Consider the following 16,685-nt stretch of genomic DNA (forward strand, 5'->3'; position numbering starts at 1 on the left):
AAAGGCCCGGCGCAAACCCAAAAAAGCGAGCTGCATTCAGTTTAGATAGGCGACGGCCTCGGCCTGGATCTGAGCCCGGGGGGAAATTCGCCGGCCACTTCTACCCTTTTGTCGGCCCAGAGCAAGGTTCAAAACTAAGAAACTCCCACCGAAGCTGCCATTCTTAAGCCAATGTTCAGCCTGAAGGTAACAACAGCATGGTAAGGCTTCTCCTCTGCTTCATCGCATTCACCATGGCCGGTTGCACCACCACCGACGATTTCCCACAACGCACCGATGATGGCCTGGAGCGGATCCCCACCTCCAAGGTAATGGCGGCTTATCAACTGCCCGAAGCGGACTTCTCCGGCTATCGTCGGGTTCAGCTAGCCCCCTGTCAGGTGGCGTTTCGCAAGGATTGGCTCAGAGACTACAACCGGGACTCCGCCGGCCCCCGCTTACGCACTGAGGATATGGACGAGATTGCCGAAGCGGTGGCGGAGCAGTTTGCCGAGGTATTCAGCGAGGAGCTGAGCAAGCGGGGCTACCAAGTGGTTGAGGCCGATGTGAAGGAGGCGGACGTATTGCTGCTCAAGCCCGCCATCGTCAACCTGGATGTCACCGCACCGGATGTACCCAGCGCTTCAATCCAGCGCAATTACGTCAGCTCCGCTGGCGAGATGACCCTTTACCTGGAACTGCACGACGCACAAACAAATGCACTGCTGGCCCGCAGTGTGGATCACCGCGAGGCCACCGATCTGGGCTTTTACCAGCGTGCTAACCGGGTCACCAATCGGCAGGAGTTGCGCCGGATCCTGCGTCGTTGGGCTGATCTTTTGGCCGATGGCCTGGACGAGGCCCGTCGATGAATCAGCACTGGATCTGACCAAAGTCAGGCAGGTCACAGAACCATTGCGCCAGGGTGAAGGGCGTCGCCTGTCCCGTCTGCCAGCGGACCAGCGACGCCGCCTCCATCAGCTCCGGATCCGGCAGCAGTGGCAGTAGCGAGAACGGCGCCTGAGGGTCTAACTGATAGCTCTGCACCAGCAGGGTATCAGGCCCCGTGGCCACCAGCGCCTGCCACGGGGTGGGCAGCTGTGGTAGCACCACCGCGCCCTCGATCCCCTCTGAGTGGACAATCCAGCTGAATCGCCCCTGGTCCGAGGCAAAGTCCAACACCAGGGAGCTGTAGCGCTGCTGGAAGGCGCCCAAGCTGTAGCTCAGCCGCTCCGGGGTCAGCTCGACCCGGTCAAACAGCCCTTGTGGCCGACGAGGGACCTGCAATATCAGCTCTTCGTCACCGGTCGCAAACGGCTGTAGCCGCTGCATCACCACCCCATCACTTTGGCGTATGGCCGCCACCAACACCTTGCCCGGCTGATCGACCAGGTTGACGCTGCCAGCCCGGGTGTTCACCGGTTTGCTCTCCATCAGGTAGGGCAACGAATCCCGTAGCCAGAATACCGACAGATGATCCAGAGCATCGTTGGCCCGCCATGAACGACTCACCGGGGGTTGGTCTAGCAGCAGATCCTCAACGCTGTCGTCCAGCAGGTCATCCCGCTCCAGCCGATAGGCCACCAGCTCACCCTCGGCATTGTGGCCGGTGGCCAGCAACCAGGGCTGCCAGCGATGGAGCGCCACCAACCCCATATCATCCATCGACGGAGTGAGCATGGTTAAGGCGAACTCGTTATCGTTGACAATGCGGGCCTGCAGCTCAACGGCGGCCATGGGTTTGCAGCTGTCGCCGGAGCCATACACCCCGTTCAGGGGCCAGAGGGTATCGGCACTGAGCAAGGATTTTGCCGTCGTGGTGATCACCTGGCCTTCCACCGGATCCTGTTCCACTAGGCTAAGAAAACCATCGTCCGGGATATCCGACAGCATCAGCCGCCCCTGGTCATCCAATCCACCACGGCCCAGCAGGGCGCCGCTGGCGTCGTGGATCAGCAGCTCGGCTTCAGACACGGCACACCAGCGAGTATCGACAAAGGTAATAAAGGACAACTCATCGGAACGCGCCATCGACCAGCCCAACAGAACCAGCACCCACGACGCCATCACCCAGCGCAACACTCGAGACATGACCGACTCCCCCCGGTAACTCACCTAACTCTAGACAAAGGGGCGACCGTGCCCGACCAAGTTTTAACCACTCGAGCTGGGGAGCAGCGACACAAAGCAATTGACCGACGCTGATGCCTGCCGGCTAAAGCCAGATTGACGGCGCCATTTCGGCCAAGGAGTGAGCGCTGGCGACTAAACTTCGCTCACTCAAAGCGAGTTTGCTGAAGATTCCGACAAACGAAGAAAATCGTGTTGACTTGCCCAGGCAAAATCCGTTTAATAGCGCCCCGTCGCCTCGATAGCTCAGTTGGTAGAGCAGCGGATTGAAAATCCGCGTGTCCCTGGTTCGATTCCGGGTCGAGGCACCATTTTTCCTGAGACGTCAGATAAAACACGTAACAATCTGTTCCCCCTTAGTTCAGTCGGTAGGTAGAGAACCGCGGACTGTACTCATACCGGTTGGCGTATGTCGCTGGTTCAAGGGAACGCTGGGACGCCAGTTTAAACACGTAACAACCTGTTCCCCCTTAGTTCAGTCGGTAGAACGGCGGACTGTTAATCCGTATGTCGCTGGTTCAAGTCCAGCAGGGGGAGCCACTTTCGCTGAGGCGTCAGCTTAAACACGTCACAATCTGTTCCCCCTTAGTTCAGTCGGTAGAACGGCGGACTGTTAATCCGTATGTCGCTGGTTCAAGTCCAGCAGGGGGAGCCACTTTACAACACCAAGCCAAGGCTTGGTGAACGCCTCGATAGCTCAGTTGGTAGAGCAGCGGATTGAAAATCCGCGTGTCCCTGGTTCGATTCCGGGTCGAGGCACCACCTTAGAAACCCTAATCAGCACAACCGGGTTATCTTATAACAGCCTCAAAAAGCGGCTCATCAGAGCAGCGGATTGACTGATTCTGAAATAGCGCGCATCCCTGCCTCGCTGCCGGTCGAGGCACCATTTCGGCATTGAGAAGTGCTGGAGCCTCGATAGCTCGGTAGGTAGAGCAGCGGATTGACTCTTTTAAAGATCAGCGCGTGTCCCTGGTTCGATTCCGGGTCGAGGCACCATCTTTAGAAACCCTGGTCTTTTGGCCGGGGTTTTCTTTTATCTGGCCATTGTCATTCGACACTGCAGGCTGGTAGCTCGTTGGCAGAGCAGCGGATTGACTGATTCTGAAATAGCGCGCATCCCTGCCTCGATGCCGGTCGAGGCACCATTTTCGGCACTGAGAAGTGCTGGAGCCTCGATAGCTCGGTAGGTAGAGCAGCGGATTGACTCATTTAAAGATGAGCGCGTGTTCCTACCTCGATTGGGTACGCCCTCCCTGGCTTCCCCCCTGCGGGCCGTCGCAAGCGACGTCACTCCAGGCTCCTGCCTTCCGTTGCCGGGTCGAGGCACCATCTTAGAAACCCTGGTCTTCTGGCCGGGGTTTTCTTTTATCTGGCGGTAGCCACAGCAGAGCAGCGGATTGACTGATTCTGAAATAGCGCGCGTCCCTGGTTCGATGGGGTACGCCCTCCCTGGCTTCCCCCCTACGGGCCGTCGCCAGCGACGTCACTCCAGGCTCCTGCCTTCCGTTGCCGGGTCGAGGCACCATCTTTAGAAACCCTGGTTTTTTGGCCGGGTTTTCTTTTTTCTGGCGGTAGTCCCAGCAGGGCAGCGGATTGACTGATTCTGAAATAGCGCGCGTCCCTACCTCGATTGGGTACGCCCTCCCTGGCTTCCCCCTGCGGGCCGTCGCAAGCGACGTCACTCTAGGCTCCTGCCTTTCGTTGCCGGGTCGAGGCACAATCTTAGAAACCCAGGTCTTTTGGCCGGGGTTTTCTTTTTTCTGGCGGTAGTCCCAGCAGGGCAGCGGATTGACTGATTCTGAAATAGCGCGCGTCCCTACCTCGATTGGGTACGCCCTCCCTGGCTTCCCCCCTGCGGGCCGTCGCAAGCGACGTCACTCTAGGCTCCTGCCTTTCGTTGCCGGGTCGAGGCACAATCTTAGAAACCCAGGTCTTTTGGCCGGGGTTTTATTTTCTCCACCTCCTTTCTACCCAGAGTCTCACCACCAACAAAAAAGCCGGCCAAGGCCGACTTTTTGGAAGGTTCATAGCGAGGGGACCGCGAGGCAGACCAAGGGGCGCTGCCAGTGCTGAAACAGCGACCTAACTGCGTCGGCCGACAGCACCCAGGTGTGTTGATTGTCCAGTGGATGGCACTGAAGCCCCTCCCCGGTCCAAAGTGCTTCATCAATCCAACACTCGACTTCCCGACTGGGGTCGTTGTTCAGCGCCAATAGGGAGACGTGGCCCGGTGCCACTGCCAGGAAACGGGACAAACGTTCGGCTGAGGCAAAGCCCAATCGGGCCACCCCCTGTTGGCGGGACAGGGCCTTCAGATCAACCGCCTTGTCATGGCGGGTTATCAACAAGAAATGTCGCTTGCCATAGTTATCACGCAGAAACAGGCTCTTGGTGCGCTGACCGCTGCGCACCAGGGCCAGGCGATCCGCCTCCTGACAATCGTGCAGCGGCGGATGCTGGTAACGGGTGATCTCCAGCGACAACTGGCTAACCAGTGTCTCCAGGGAGTGAGACGGGCAATTCAAGAACAAACTCTCCGCTATCAGGGCTCGAGCTACACTGCCATAGCAGTGCCAAGTTGCCAAAGGTAGGCGACAAACAAAATCAGCAGCACCACCCCACCACGCCGATGCAGCACCAGGTTATTGCCCCCCGAGCTCTCTGCTGAGGGCGTGTTGGCCATCAGGAACATGGCCCCCATGGCGGCCGTCAGCAGGCCCATCGCCGGCAGGTCCCGCTGGATCACTTCCGCCGGCAGTTGCAGGCCATCCCCCAGCAGCGCGGGGAAGGCGATCACCCCCAGTAGATTGAAGATGTTGGAGCCAATCACCGTGGCAAAGGCGATATCGTGCATGCCACGACGCACCCCGGCCAGCGCCGCCGCCAGCTCAGGCAAACTGGTGCCAAAGGCGATCACCGTCAGGCCGATCACCAATTCGCTGATCCCCGCAGCCCGGGCCAGCTCTACGGCGCCCCAAACCATCAACTGCGAGCTGGCCAACAACAGCGCCAGCATCAGCAGCGACTCCACCAGCGCCCGGCCCTTGGAGATGGAGAGAAACTCCAGCTCTTCCGGCTCGGCATCGCCGTTTTTCACCGAGCGCGCCAGGTAGCCGACATAGACCATCAACCCCAGCAGCAGCACCGCGCCATCCCAGCCGGCCAACTCCCCGTTGGCCATCAAGACTGCGCACAGGATCATCGCCGCCACCAGGATGGGGAACTCGCGACGGACAAAGCGACGATGCACCATCAATGGCGTCATCAAGGCACAGGCCCCCAATACAAGGCCAACATTGATGATATTGGAGCCGATGCCGTTACCCACCGACAGGCCCTCGGCACCATTGAGCGCGGCGACGGCGCTGACCAGCAGCTCCGGTGCCGAGGTACCAAAGGCCACCACCGTCATACCGATGAAAACCAGGGAGACATTGAAGTGACGAGCAAGGGTCGCGGCACTGGCGATCAGGCGATCAGCACTGAGTGACAGCACAACGAAACCGGCGAACAGTGCCAGTGCAGGGATAAGCAATGCGGACATAGAACCTTCTTCGGGCGAGGGCAAAACACACGAATAACGCACACACTGGCCCTCGCTCAGTGCGACGTCATTCGAGTCTCGCCAGGCTGCACTGCAGCTGGATGCGCCACGGCCGAACGGCCAATGATGTTGACGCAACCTCCCGCCTGTCGGCGCGGGACGGCTACTCCCCCAAATGGTGGCGCCATTATACCCATGCCGTTAGGGAACACAAACCCCTCTGGCGACCCGGTTTCCGGGCTGTTAGGTTAAAGGCTGACCACATGGAGATAGTGATATGACCACCCTGTATGGCTTTCCCGGAACCCGCTCCTTTCGCGTTGCCTGGGTATTGGAAGAGATAGGCATCGAATGGGACTACCAGCTGGTAGACCTGGCCCAGGGGGCGCATCAAAAGCCCCCCTTCCTTACCATGAACCCCCGCGCCAAGGTGCCCGCGCTGGAGGACAATGGCGTAAACCTGACCGAATCGGTGGCCATCTGTCTCTACCTGGCAGAGCGGTATGCCCCCACGCGTCTGCTGCCTCCACAGGCTACTGCGCAATCAGCGCGTCATCATCAGTGGATCAATCTGATCATCGGCGAAATAGAGCAGCCCCTTTGGCTGATCGGCAAGCACAAGTTTGCCCTACCCAGGGAGCGACGCATTGCCGACAACCTGGCCCATGGCCAGTGGGAGTTTGCCAAGATCCAGGATGAGCTGGCGTCGGACCTGCCGGAGCAAGGTTATCTGCTGGGTACCGACTCCCCCCTGGTCGCGGACCTGCTGTTAGCGCAGACTCTGCAGTGGGCCCACCATTTCAAGCTACCCCTGTCCGAACGGGCCGAGGCTTTTCGCCAGCGTTTGACCGCCCTGCCCAGCTACCAGCGCGCCCGACAGCGCGAAGAGTCTCTGCGAAACAATTGAACCCGAGACGAAAGAAACAAATAGAGCTTTAGTTCCATAAGTGATTGACACTCGGGGTATAATGATGTTCCTTAGAGCATCTGATGGGCCTAGGCCCCAATAGATATCGAAGTACTGGACGAACAAAGGGATTTTGTATGGACAGTCTACAGCTCACACTCTGCTTCTGGCGCAGTGAGGATTCGCTTTCGCTGTTGCCGCAGCTTTGCAATGCCCAGGGCAACCTGGTTGAAAGCACTCAGTGCAACAAGGAACTGCGCCTGTTTGCCCGCCACTACCCCGATTCCCTGCTGCTGATTGATCATGAGCGCAACGCCGGCGAAGCCAAGCTGTTACCCCATTGGCTGCTGGAGCTGGCTGAACGCCACAAGGTGGCCATCTATAACACCCCGGAGTCCCATCGACTGGCCTCAACCCTGCTGACCAACGGCTTCCAAGGGGTTATCCAGCAAAGTCAGCGACCGGAAACCCAGCTTCTGGCCATTCGTACCATGCACCAGGGCAGTCTCTGGTTCAGCCGGGAGGTGCTGGAACAGACCTGCGGCGAGTTGCTGATGGAGCGCAAGAACAACCTGGCCCACTGCAAAGCCAAAGATGCTCTCAACCAGCTGACTCAGCGCGAGCAACTGGTCTACTCCTTTGTGGCGGCGGGGCTGAGCAACAAGGCGATCGCCAAGCAGCTGGGGATCAGCGAGTACACGGTCAAGGCGCACCTCTCCTCCGCTTATCGCAAGACACAAACCCAATCCCGCGCCGAGTTGGTGGGTAAGCTGAGCTAGCTCACTTTCTTCAGCACAAAAAAAGGCACCGCATTCGCGGTGCCTTTTTTCATCAGAGCAATCAGAACTGAGCAACGTTGATGCTGTTGCCGTTACCAACCTGGCTGAAGTTGGCGGTGTTGCCAAAGGAGGTCTGGCGGGCATGGATGGAGTTCATGTCCCCTTCCTGGCGCAGCGTCATGCTGTTACCACCAGACTTCTGCTCACCGGTGATGCTGTTGCGATCGCCATTCTGGTAGAAGTCGATGCTGTTGCCGGTAGACGGGCCGGATTGAGTCGCGAAATCGACACTGTTGCGGTCACCCATCTGCTGAACCTTCGCCATCAGCTCGGTGGCACCGGACACCAGTTCAATCACGTTCAGATCGCCGCTTTGACGCAGGTCAGCCTTTGAGCCCATGGTGTTGCCATCAAAGGTTGCATTGATGCTGTTACGCTCACCATCCTGACGAGAGGAGAAATCCACTGCCTGAGGCTCTGCCCAGCCATCGGCGCCCACATGGACAGACAAGGCAACGTTATTGCGCTCGCCATCTTGGCGCATCTTGATCATGTTGTTGTCAGCATACAAATCAACGGACGCCATGTTGCGCTCACCGTACTGATCCACATCCACCATATTGGCATCGGATTCCATGGCGGTGTACTGGAAGCTGTTGCCCTCACCGTCTTGATAGACGTTGTACATGTTGCGGCCACCGTGGTTGCTGTCGATGTTCACGGAGTTGCCTTTGCCGCCACGCTCATTCCCCTTCTGGACGATGTCGGCCTTTTCATAGACGCCGTGGAACTCAGCAATGATGGTATGGCCATCGCCGCGGTTGCCACTGTCCTGACGGAAGTTCATCTCGTACCCAGGGCCCAGGTCCCGATCTTCGTTGTAGTTGAGCTCAACGCGGTTGTTGTCGCCCTTTTGCTCCATCTTGTAGATGCCAGCGCGGGTAGAGGTCGCGCTGTTGTAATCCAGGTCGCCAACCAGGATCTTGTTTTTGTCGCCAATCTGACGGTAGTCGATGGTGTTTTCACCACGCTTTACATCACCCGCTTCGATAACGTTGTTATCGCCTTCTTGGCGCATCTTGGCGTCGTTATCACCCCAAGAGCGATACTCTACAGAGTTCTTATCACCAACCTGTTTAATATCCAGGCTATCTGCAGCCTGAACCCCAAAACCTACGCTGGCCAATGCGGCAGCAACCAAGGTAATTCTGATTGAGTTTTTCATCATCATCTCCGTTTACCATTTCAGTAGTGATTAACTATGACGGTCCCGCCAGTAGTATGTTGATTAAAGGTATTTACCCTTACTCCATTGCCAGGGGCGTAGTCATTCTTAATAAAGACTCCCCCCTGTCCTTTCTGCTGAACACGATCGGACTTACCTTGGCCGAATTGGTTGTATTCAACGAGAAGATTATCGCCATCCTGCAGGATATTAAGGTCATTCTCATTACCCTCCTGCCTGATGTACACCTCATTATTCTTTCCCTTTTGATTGACGAAGGACTGATTCTTATTACCAATCTGAGCAACGTCAGCCAGGTTTCTCCAGCCTGTTTGGGTTAAGGCAATGGCATTTCCTTTTCCCCCGGCTTGCAGCAAGATAGCTTGGTTGTGATTACCAACCTGATTAACTTGCACCAAGTTTTCTCTGTCCTCTGCCAACATCTGATTCATCGAGGGCTGCTCAAGCAGAAGCTGTAAAGGCAATGACAGTTCGGATGCGGCAATCGACGCACTGCCAAACAGAAGGACAATGGCTAGCTTTTTCATAGTGACCTCAATGTCAAAACGACGTCCCAAAATCTCTTAAGTGGCTGACCAGTAACCCTGCTCAATTCCACGTTCTATCAGTTCAATCACTGCAGACTCCATCGCCTGCTTGACACAGATCTGCACCGGCTCGTTGGTGCTGTAGCCACCTTCAGCCTCCGCCAGTCGGTTCAGGCTGACGTAACGGAAGAACCCAACCCGGACCTCCTGCGAGAAGATCTGTTTGGTAGAAGACACCGACAGCAGTACCTTGCCGGTAACCACATCCACCGCCCGAAGATACAGGGTGACCTGATCCTTTCGGTACAGCTCGGAGGCACCGATACCGTAATACTCCATGCCAATACCGCCGGTCTGGGTGTTGGTGTCATAGGAGATGATCCCCCCCTCGAACAACAACCTGGCGTCGGAAAGTGGCGCAATCTGACCGCCGTCCTCCATCCGCTGACGGATGATCTTGCGTTCGGTCAGCAGATTCTGCAGACCTTCCCGCTCCACCGGGTCAAACCAGTGGGAGTCGACCAGTGTTTGCACCAGCATCGAGGTCGCCCCCTGGGTCACCGCGGTAGAGAATGAACTCACGTTGGCCTGTGGCTTGTACTGTCCGGTTTGGTCACGAAAGGCGTAGACCGCCACCGGGATCTTATATTTGGGTGTCGGTGCCTGTTGCAGCGCCACCAGCTCCTGACTGACCGGATCGATCTCCGCCGGCTCAACAAAGAGTTCGGGCTTGGAGAAGGCCGCACAGCCGTTTAATAACAACGCCCCAAGGCTGATCAATATTGTCTTTTTCATTAGAACGGTACTTTTGGCATAATAATTTCTGTCACTTCACCGGTCGCAATATCGGTAATAATGACCTTAATTTCATTCGGGTTGTCATCCACCACCTCGACAATATGATTGCCGGTGTTATAGGTTCCCGAGGTAAACTCGCCATTGGAGATGCTGCTGGTCAGACTGTACAGCAGGTTACGTTCTAATGATTCCTGGAACTTTTCAGTAAAGGTTTGCTCAGTATATTCTTTGGTATGGTCATTCTGAGACTGAGCCTTACCCAATAAAAAGTTGCCATTGAGTGGATTGCCACCAAAGCTTGGATTAATCGGCTCATAGGTTAATTGCGTTGCCGATACCGGCAACGCAATAAATCCAGCCAATAACAATATTCCCTTATTCATTATTATTCCCTCGATTACCACTGCTCGTCATGCTGACCGAGCATGATATTAGCCTTCACATCCGCTACATGTTCGATGGTACTGATCATTGCCTGGTCAGCCCGCTCTTTCATATTGTTGTAGCGTCGACCAAAATAGGTTTCATATACCTTGTCCTGGTTGACCGTTATCCATAACTTGGTGCCGGCTTCCGGATAGACCGTCTCGTGCACCGTCACGGTAAAGCCCTGGGTTCCCGGTAGGTCTCGCCAGTAACTGCCGTAGTAGTAGAGAAAGTCGCGTCCAAAGCGTGAGATGGTGCGATCCACCAGGATGCCATCCAGCTCCACATCGGCCCTGACCGGAGTGATGACGCTCAGCAACACCAACCAGGTCACTGCCAGCTTTCGCGCCCAGTTCCCTCTCATGCCAACGTCCATCGGTTCCCCCTTCTCTGATGCCATACCACGATAGATCCACCACCAAGACCAAACCATTGACCGAACGGATATCGGCGTTCAGCTACCCTACCCATTTGGACTAGCACCCAGGGGGGACCTAACCCATCTGGACAGGGAGGCGGCGTGGCCCCCACTGTCCCGGTTGCGCCTCGAACCGCCCGGGCAGGGCGGTTCCACAGCCCCGGCAACGTCCCTGATCGTCCAGCTGCCAGCGGCCCAGCCGATACCAATCCCGCTCGATCAGCAGGCTGCCGCAACCGGGGCAGTAGCTGCTGCTGCCCTCTGGATCATGGACATTGCCGGTGTAGACAAAGTGCAGTCCCTGCTCCTGGGCGATAGCCCGGGCACGTACCAGGGTGCTCAGTGGCGTAGGTGGACGATCCCGCATCCGGTAGTCCGGGTGAAAGGCGGTGAAGTGCAGCGGTACCTCCGGCCCCAACTCCCTGACCAACCAGCGGCACATCGCCTCCAGCTCCGAACTGCTGTCGTTCAGGCCAGGGATCAACAAGGTGGTGATCTCCAGCCAGCAGTCGGTGTGGTGGCGCAGGTAAACCAGGGTCTCCAGCACCGGCTTAAGCGCACCACCGCACACCTGGTGGTAGAACCCCTGGCTGAAGGCTTTCAGATCCAGGTTCACTGCGTCCATCCTGGCAAAGAAGGCACGGCGGGGGGCCGGGTTGATGTAGCCTGCGGTCACCGCCACCGTCATCAGTCCCAGTCGATGGCACGCCTCGGCGACCGCCAGGGCGTACTCAAGAAAGATCACCGGATCGTTGTAGGTAAAGGCCACGCTGCGGCAGCCCCGCTGGCTGGCAACCCGCGCCAAGGCGGCTGGGCCAGCCGACGCCGCCAGGGTATCCAACTGACGGGATTTGCTGATGTCCCAGTTTTGGCAGAAGCGGCAACTGAGGTTGCAGCCGGCGGTGCCAAAGGAGAGTACCGGAGTGCCGGGCAGGAAATGGTTCAATGGCTTCTTCTCGATGGGGTCGATGCAGAAGCCGGAGGAGCGGCCGTAGCTGGTCAGCTCGATCTCCCCCTGCCAGGCCCGACGAACAAAACAGACCCCACGCTTCCCCTCCCGCAAGGTGCAGTAGCGCGGACATAGGGTGCAGGTAACACGGCCATCGGCGTGTCGCTGCCAATACTCGCTGGAATGGTGACCGGTCTGAACGTCGCCCATACACACTCCCACTGCAGACCACACCCTATAATCATAGGGTGTCCTGCGTTGGAGCCCTCATGTCCACCCGACCCAGTGCCGTCGCCGGCCAGTTCTACCCTACGGAGCCCATGGTGCTGACCACTCAGCTGCGTGACTGGCTCGGTGCACCCGCCGCCTCTATCCGGCCCCGGGCCCTGATCGTGCCCCACGCCGGTTATCGTTACTCCGGCGCCGTTGCTGCCAAGGCTTATCGCCTGCTGGCAGGCCACCACTACCGCCACTGCTGGATACTGGGCCCGGCCCACACCCACCCGGTGGAGGGTATCTGTCTGCCCAGGTGGCATGCCTTTGCCACCCCGCTGGGGGAGCTTGCCCTGGCGGATTGCCCGGCCTTCGCCGGTCACCCCAGTCTTTACCGCGACAACACCCCTCACGCCCGGGAGCATGCCCTGGAGGTCCAGCTGCCCTTTGTTCAGCTTTGCCTGCCGAACTCCCCCATCGTGCCGCTGATCGTCGGCTACTGCCCGGCCAGCGAGGTGGCCCAACTGCTGACCGAGGGATTGTCAGAGCAGGACCTGCTGATCATCAGCACAGATCTGAGCCACTTCCTGCCCTTGCCCCAGGCCCAACAGCGGGACCAGGAGACGCTAAGCCGGATCCAGGCGCTCGACCCACACCTGGGCGGCCAGCAAGCCTGCGGCGCCTACCCGCTGGCTGGGGCACTGCTGTGGGCCAAACAGCAGGGATTGCAGCCCCAGTTGCTGGATTACGCCACCTCCGCCGACGCAGGCGGGGATCCTGACCGGGTGGTAGGCTATGCAGCCCTCACCCTCCACTGAAGAGCAATCCCGTTGGCTGACCACCGCACGTCAAGCCATCGCGGCCCATTGGCAACCGACCGGGCCGCTGCTGAAACTTGACTGGGCCAGCCACTGCCTGGATGCCTTTGTCAGTCTGCACCTGGGCAGTGAACTGCGCGGCTGCATGGGCCGGCTGGACAACCCCCAGCCCTGGCAGGTGAGCCTGCCGGCGCTGGCCCAGGCCTGCGCCTTTGAGGACCCCCGTTTCCCGCCACTGACCGAAGCGGAGCTGGCCCGAGGTTGGCTGGAGATCAGCGTGCTGTTGGCCAAGCAACCCTGTCCGGCACACAGTCGAGAGGCGCTGCTGCAGGCTCTCGAGCCTCAACGCGGCCTGATCCTGCAGCAAGGCCAGCGACGAACGCTGTTTCTGCCCCAGGTCTGGCACAAGCTGACCGAGCAGGAGGCCTTTGTCGATGCGCTGCTGGGCAAAGGGGGCTGGTCGACCGCAGGGTGGCCAGCGGGGATGAAAGCCTGGCAATTTGACTGCCTGGTGGTGAGCGAGCCTCATTAGTGCTCAAAATTCGGACAAAGGCCTTGCAATTGCCCATAACTACGGTATTATTCGCGCCCTCTACCGCCGACACCTCCATTACGGCGGAGTGATCTCCGGGGTGAGAAGCGCCAGACGACCGCGCACGGACACTGGGACCGTCGCTGGGCTTTCACCTCATTAAATACTCGCAGGATCCTCCCCTGCCCATAGATAGAGCATCTAATGTCAAATAGCTGTGATTTTTCCAGCCTCGGCCTGCCCGAAGCGCTGCTGACTGCCGTTTCCGAAATGGGTTTTACCGCCCCGACCCCTATCCAGGCTCAATCCATCCCCTACATGCTGGATGGCCACGATATCCTGGGTGAAGCCCAAACCGGTACCGGCAAAACTGCCGCCTTCGGCCTGCCTGCTCTGGCCGGCATGGATCCGCGTCAGCGCACTGCGCAAATGCTGGTTCTTGCCCCGACCCGCGAACTGGCCATCCAGGTATCCACCGCACTGGAAGAGTTTGCCGTCAACATGAAAGGCCTGCGCGTTGCCACCATCTACGGTGGTCAGCCCTACGGCCCGCAGATCCGTGAGATCGAGCGCGGCGCCCAGGTGATCGTAGCGACCCCGGGTCGTCTGATGGACCACATCCGCAAGGGCACCCTGGCCCTGGACAGCATCCAGTGCTGTGTGCTGGATGAGGCCGACGAGATGCTCAACATGGGCTTTTTGGAAGACATCGAGTGGATCCTGGAGCACCTGCCGGACCAAGCGCAGATGGCGCTGTTCTCCGCTACAATGCCCAACCAGATCCGTCGCATTGCCGAGCGCTTCCTGAAGGATCCCAAGCACGTCAAGATCGCTGCGGACACCAGCAAGAAAGCCAACATCGTGCAGAAGGCCTGGAAGGTTTCCGGCCTGAACAAGCTGACCGCCCTGGAGCGTCTGACCGAGACCCTGGACTACGACGCCATGATCGTGTTCGTACGCACCCGTAACGACACCATGGAGCTGGCCAACCACCTCAACAACCTCGGCTTCAAGGCCGCGGCCCTGAACGGTGACATGAGCCAGCAACAGCGTGAGCACACCGTAGCCCAGCTGCACAAAGGCAAGATCAACATCCTGATCGCCACCGACGTGGTTGCCCGTGGTCTGGACGTACCGCGTATCACCCACGTACTGAACTACGACCTGCCGATGGACTCCGAGTCCTACGTGCACCGTATCGGTCGTACCGGCCGTGCCGGTCGTAGCGGCACCGCGATCCTGTTCGCTCGTCCGCGCGAACTGCGTCAGCTGCGCTACTACGAGAAGCTGACCAGCAGCACCATCGAGATGATGGACCTGCCCACCGCCGAGGAGCTGGGCAAGCACCGCATCGCCAAGCTCAGCGTTGAGCTGGCCGAGTGCATTGCTGCCACCGACCTGTCCGAGATGCAGGAGCTGGTGGCCAAGATGGCCGATGAGAACGAGCTGACCGTTGAGCAGCTGGCCGCCGCGCTGCTGTTCCAGCGTCAGCGTACCAAGCCGCTGAAGCCGCAGCCGGATCCGAAGCCGCGCTTCGAGCGTGACCGTGCCGATCGTGGTGAGCGTGGCGAACGCCGCGAGCGTCGCGAGCGCCGTCCGGCCACCGACTTCGAGACCTACCGTCTGGAAGTGGGCCGCGAGCACGGTACCCAGGTGAAGGACATCGTTGGCGCCATCGCTAACGAGCTGCAACTGGATTCCGGCAACATCGGTCAGATCCGTCTGCACGATGCCCACTCCCTGGTGCAGCTGCCTAAGGCGATGCCCAAGGACGTACTGGCCAAGCTGCGTGCCATACACGTTCGCAACCGCGCCCTGTCCGCGGAGATCACCTCCGAGGTGATCGAGCCGCGCCGTGATGGCGGTCGCCGTGACGGTGGCTTCCGTGGTCGCAACGACAGCCGTGGTGGTCACCGTGGTGAGCGCCGTGAAGGTGGCTTCCGTGGCGAGCGTCGCGAAGGCGGCCATCGTGGTGAGCGCCGTGACAGCCGCGACGGCGGCTTCCGCTCCGAGCGCCGTGACAGCCGCGACGGTGGCTTCCGCGCCGAGCGTCGTCCGCGCCGCGACCGCGACAACTTCGGTAATCAGTAATCGCTGATTAACGCCAAAACGCCGCCCCTCGGGGCGGCGTTTTTGTTTTCACCCCACACTGCGACAGTTTGATACCTTCCGCCACACTCAGGGCAAACCTGCTCGGCCCTCTCCCCATACACTGGCGACTGAACTTAGCCATTGATGAGGGTGATCCCATGACCCGTTCCAGCTTGCTCATTGTTCTGACTGCCCTGATGGGCGTGGGCACCGCCCCCCTGGCCGACGCCCACGGTAAGAATCATCGCCACCCGCACAAGGTGGTGGTGGTCAAACCCAAATACAAGCCGGTTAAACGGGTGCCCAAGGTCAAGATCTACTACCGCCATACCCTGCCCCGTGCCGCCAGTACCGTGGTGATTGCCGGTGCCACCTATGCCGTGCTGGATAACCTCTACTACCGACGCCAGGGAGACAGCTACGTCTACGTTGAGCAGCCGCCCGTCGCCACCATCGAGCCGGTCACAACCGAGACGGCGACCGCCTCAAGTGGCCCTGCAGTCAGCGGCCTCAACCCGGGCAGCCTGGTTGACCTGCTGCCGGAGGGCACCACGGTGGTCACCGTGGACGGCGCCAGCTTCTACGTGGATGGCAGCACCTGGTATGCACCGATTGCAGGCAGCAACCAGTTTGTGGTGGTGGCCCCCCAGCTCTGAGCCGGCTATCGCCCGGCCCCATGCATGACAAATTGATGGCAGATTAATGACATTCCACGCTGCTGCTTGCTATCCTCCTGCGACTTTATCCAGGAGGCCCTATGCAGCCCGTTCGATTCATCCTTGCCAGCGGACTTATCGCTGCCACTCCAGCGGCCCAGGCTAACAGCGAAGCCTGGGCCGATGCCCTGCGCATCGCCCTGCCCGCCGCGGCGGCCGGCACCAGCCTCTACCATGAGGACTACGAGGGCCTGTGGCAGTTTGGTATCAGTTTCGCTGCCAGCTCCGCCACCACCCTGGCCCTCAAGGCCAGCGTGGACGCCGAACGCCCCGATAGCAGTGACAACGACAGCTTCCCCAGTGGCCACGCCACCAACGCCTTCTCCGCCGCCGCCTACCTGCAACGCCGCTACGGCTGGCAGTACGGTGCACCGGCCTACGCCCTGGCCTCCTGGACCGCGGTCAGCCGGGTCAATACCGACCACCACCGCTGGGGCGACGTGCTGGCGGGTGCCGCACTGGCCATCGTCTTCAACCACTACCTGGTGGAACCCAACCCCCACTGGCAACTGGTGCCCAGCGTCAGCGACCAGGGTCTGCACCTCACCGGCGTGGTTCGTTTCTAGGCCCGATTTATCTTTCGGAATGTGTTTTTGCATTTCATCACGA

17 protein-coding genes, 5 tRNA genes and 1 riboswitch are annotated in these 16,685 nt (G+C 59.2%); of the genes, 13 read left to right on the forward strand and 9 right to left on the reverse strand.

What is annotated here, in order from left to right; genetic code table 11:
* Positions 1-197 precede the first annotated feature (197 nt).
* On the forward strand, positions 198-851 hold the full coding sequence (locus BUC04_RS11365) for a DUF3313 family protein (protein ID WP_073325868.1): 654 nt from the start codon (positions 198-200) through the stop codon (positions 849-851).
* 1 nt (position 852) lies between these two features.
* Here BUC04_RS11365 and BUC04_RS11370 read toward each other — a convergent pair whose 3' ends face one another.
* The gene (locus BUC04_RS11370) at positions 853-2,070 is read right to left on the reverse strand and encodes a hypothetical protein (protein ID WP_067656960.1); all 1,218 of its coding nucleotides are present in this window, start codon (positions 2,068-2,070) and stop codon (positions 853-855) included.
* A gap of 274 nt (positions 2,071-2,344) precedes the next feature.
* On the opposite strand from BUC04_RS11370, the gene BUC04_RS11375 reads away from it, so the two are divergent.
* The 5 genes from BUC04_RS11375 to BUC04_RS11395 all read left to right on the forward strand — a co-directional run bounded on the left by BUC04_RS11375 (position 2,345) and on the right by BUC04_RS11395 (position 3,108).
* Positions 2,345-2,420: transfer RNA gene (locus BUC04_RS11375), tRNA-Phe, on the forward strand.
* A gap of 153 nt (positions 2,421-2,573) precedes the next feature.
* Positions 2,574-2,649: transfer RNA gene (locus BUC04_RS11380), tRNA-Asn, on the forward strand.
* Between the two features lie 39 nt (positions 2,650-2,688).
* Positions 2,689-2,764, forward strand: a tRNA-Asn gene (locus tag BUC04_RS11385).
* 31 nt (positions 2,765-2,795) lie between these two features.
* Positions 2,796-2,871 (forward strand) — tRNA-Phe (locus BUC04_RS11390).
* Positions 2,872-3,021: 150 nt separating this feature from the next.
* A tRNA-Lys gene (locus BUC04_RS11395) sits at positions 3,022-3,108 on the forward strand.
* Positions 3,109-4,136: 1,028 nt separating this feature from the next.
* Here the strand turns inward: BUC04_RS11395 and BUC04_RS11400 are convergent.
* Positions 4,137-4,637 (reverse strand): prolyl-tRNA synthetase associated domain-containing protein, encoded by a 501-nt coding sequence (locus tag BUC04_RS11400; RefSeq protein WP_200804682.1) that lies wholly within the window; start codon positions 4,635-4,637, stop codon positions 4,137-4,139.
* Positions 4,638-4,666: 29 nt separating this feature from the next.
* Positions 4,667-5,656 carry a calcium/sodium antiporter gene (locus BUC04_RS11405; protein ID WP_067656996.1) on the reverse strand — a complete coding sequence of 330 codons (990 nt, stop codon included), beginning with the start codon at positions 5,654-5,656 and terminating at the stop codon, positions 4,667-4,669.
* A 10-nt stretch (positions 5,657-5,666) separates the two neighbouring features.
* Positions 5,667-5,835, reverse strand: a riboswitch (yybP-ykoY riboswitch).
* 98 nt (positions 5,836-5,933) lie between these two features.
* On the opposite strand from BUC04_RS11405, the gene BUC04_RS11410 reads away from it, so the two are divergent.
* Positions 5,934-6,563: a glutathione S-transferase family protein gene (locus BUC04_RS11410; RefSeq protein WP_067656999.1), complete on the forward strand. Its 630-nt coding sequence runs from the start codon at positions 5,934-5,936 to the stop codon at positions 6,561-6,563.
* Between the two features lie 137 nt (positions 6,564-6,700).
* A complete protein-coding gene (locus BUC04_RS11415) occupies positions 6,701-7,342 on the forward strand; it encodes a helix-turn-helix transcriptional regulator (protein WP_067657002.1) in 642 nt (213 codons plus the stop codon).
* Between the two features lie 61 nt (positions 7,343-7,403).
* Here the strand turns inward: BUC04_RS11415 and BUC04_RS11420 are convergent, their stop codons facing one another.
* The 6 genes from BUC04_RS11420 to amrS form a co-directional block, all read right to left on the reverse strand.
* Positions 7,404-8,567 (reverse strand): hypothetical protein, encoded by a 1,164-nt coding sequence (locus BUC04_RS11420; protein WP_067657005.1) that lies wholly within the window; start codon positions 8,565-8,567, stop codon positions 7,404-7,406.
* A 20-nt stretch (positions 8,568-8,587) separates the two neighbouring features.
* Positions 8,588-9,115 (reverse strand): hypothetical protein, encoded by a 528-nt coding sequence (locus BUC04_RS11425; protein WP_067657008.1) that lies wholly within the window; start codon positions 9,113-9,115, stop codon positions 8,588-8,590.
* Positions 9,116-9,151: 36 nt separating this feature from the next.
* Complete coding sequence (locus tag BUC04_RS11430; protein ID WP_067657010.1) at positions 9,152-9,910, reverse strand: CsgG/HfaB family protein; 759 nt, start codon at positions 9,908-9,910, stop codon at positions 9,152-9,154.
* The gene (locus BUC04_RS11435; protein WP_067657013.1) at positions 9,910-10,296 is read right to left on the reverse strand and encodes a curli assembly protein CsgF; all 387 of its coding nucleotides are present in this window, start codon (positions 10,294-10,296) and stop codon (positions 9,910-9,912) included. The genes BUC04_RS11430 and BUC04_RS11435 overlap by 1 nt, the downstream gene beginning before the upstream one ends.
* 14 nt (positions 10,297-10,310) lie before the next feature.
* On the reverse strand, positions 10,311-10,703 hold the full coding sequence (locus BUC04_RS11440) for a curli production assembly/transport protein CsgE (protein ID WP_067657249.1): 393 nt from the start codon (positions 10,701-10,703) through the stop codon (positions 10,311-10,313).
* Between the two features lie 130 nt (positions 10,704-10,833).
* Entirely contained in the window at positions 10,834-11,916 is a 1,083-nt protein-coding gene (gene amrS / locus BUC04_RS11445) for an AmmeMemoRadiSam system radical SAM enzyme (protein WP_067657016.1), read from the reverse strand.
* Between the two features lie 59 nt (positions 11,917-11,975).
* On the opposite strand from amrS, the gene amrB reads away from it, so the two are divergent.
* The 5 genes from amrB (at position 11,976) to BUC04_RS11470 (ending at position 16,642) form a co-directional block, all read left to right on the forward strand.
* Entirely contained in the window at positions 11,976-12,737 is a 762-nt protein-coding gene (gene amrB, locus BUC04_RS11450) for an AmmeMemoRadiSam system protein B (protein ID WP_067657019.1), read from the forward strand.
* Entirely contained in the window at positions 12,715-13,269 is a 555-nt protein-coding gene (amrA, locus tag BUC04_RS11455) for an AmmeMemoRadiSam system protein A (protein ID WP_067657022.1), read from the forward strand. Before amrB ends, amrA begins: the two co-directional genes overlap by 23 nt.
* A gap of 204 nt (positions 13,270-13,473) precedes the next feature.
* The gene (locus BUC04_RS11460; protein ID WP_067657025.1) at positions 13,474-15,360 is read left to right on the forward strand and encodes a DEAD/DEAH box helicase; all 1,887 of its coding nucleotides are present in this window, start codon (positions 13,474-13,476) and stop codon (positions 15,358-15,360) included.
* A gap of 158 nt (positions 15,361-15,518) precedes the next feature.
* Positions 15,519-16,016 carry a DUF6515 family protein gene (locus BUC04_RS11465; protein WP_067657028.1) on the forward strand — a complete coding sequence of 166 codons (498 nt, stop codon included), beginning with the start codon at positions 15,519-15,521 and terminating at the stop codon, positions 16,014-16,016.
* A gap of 101 nt (positions 16,017-16,117) precedes the next feature.
* A complete protein-coding gene (locus BUC04_RS11470) occupies positions 16,118-16,642 on the forward strand; it encodes a phosphatase PAP2 family protein (RefSeq protein ID WP_067657031.1) in 525 nt (174 codons plus the stop codon).
* Positions 16,643-16,685: the final 43 nt, after the last annotated feature.

Origin of the sequence: Ferrimonas marina, from assembly GCF_900129905.1 — a bacterium.
GTDB classification, from domain to species: Bacteria; Pseudomonadota; Gammaproteobacteria; order Enterobacterales; family Shewanellaceae; genus Ferrimonas; species Ferrimonas marina.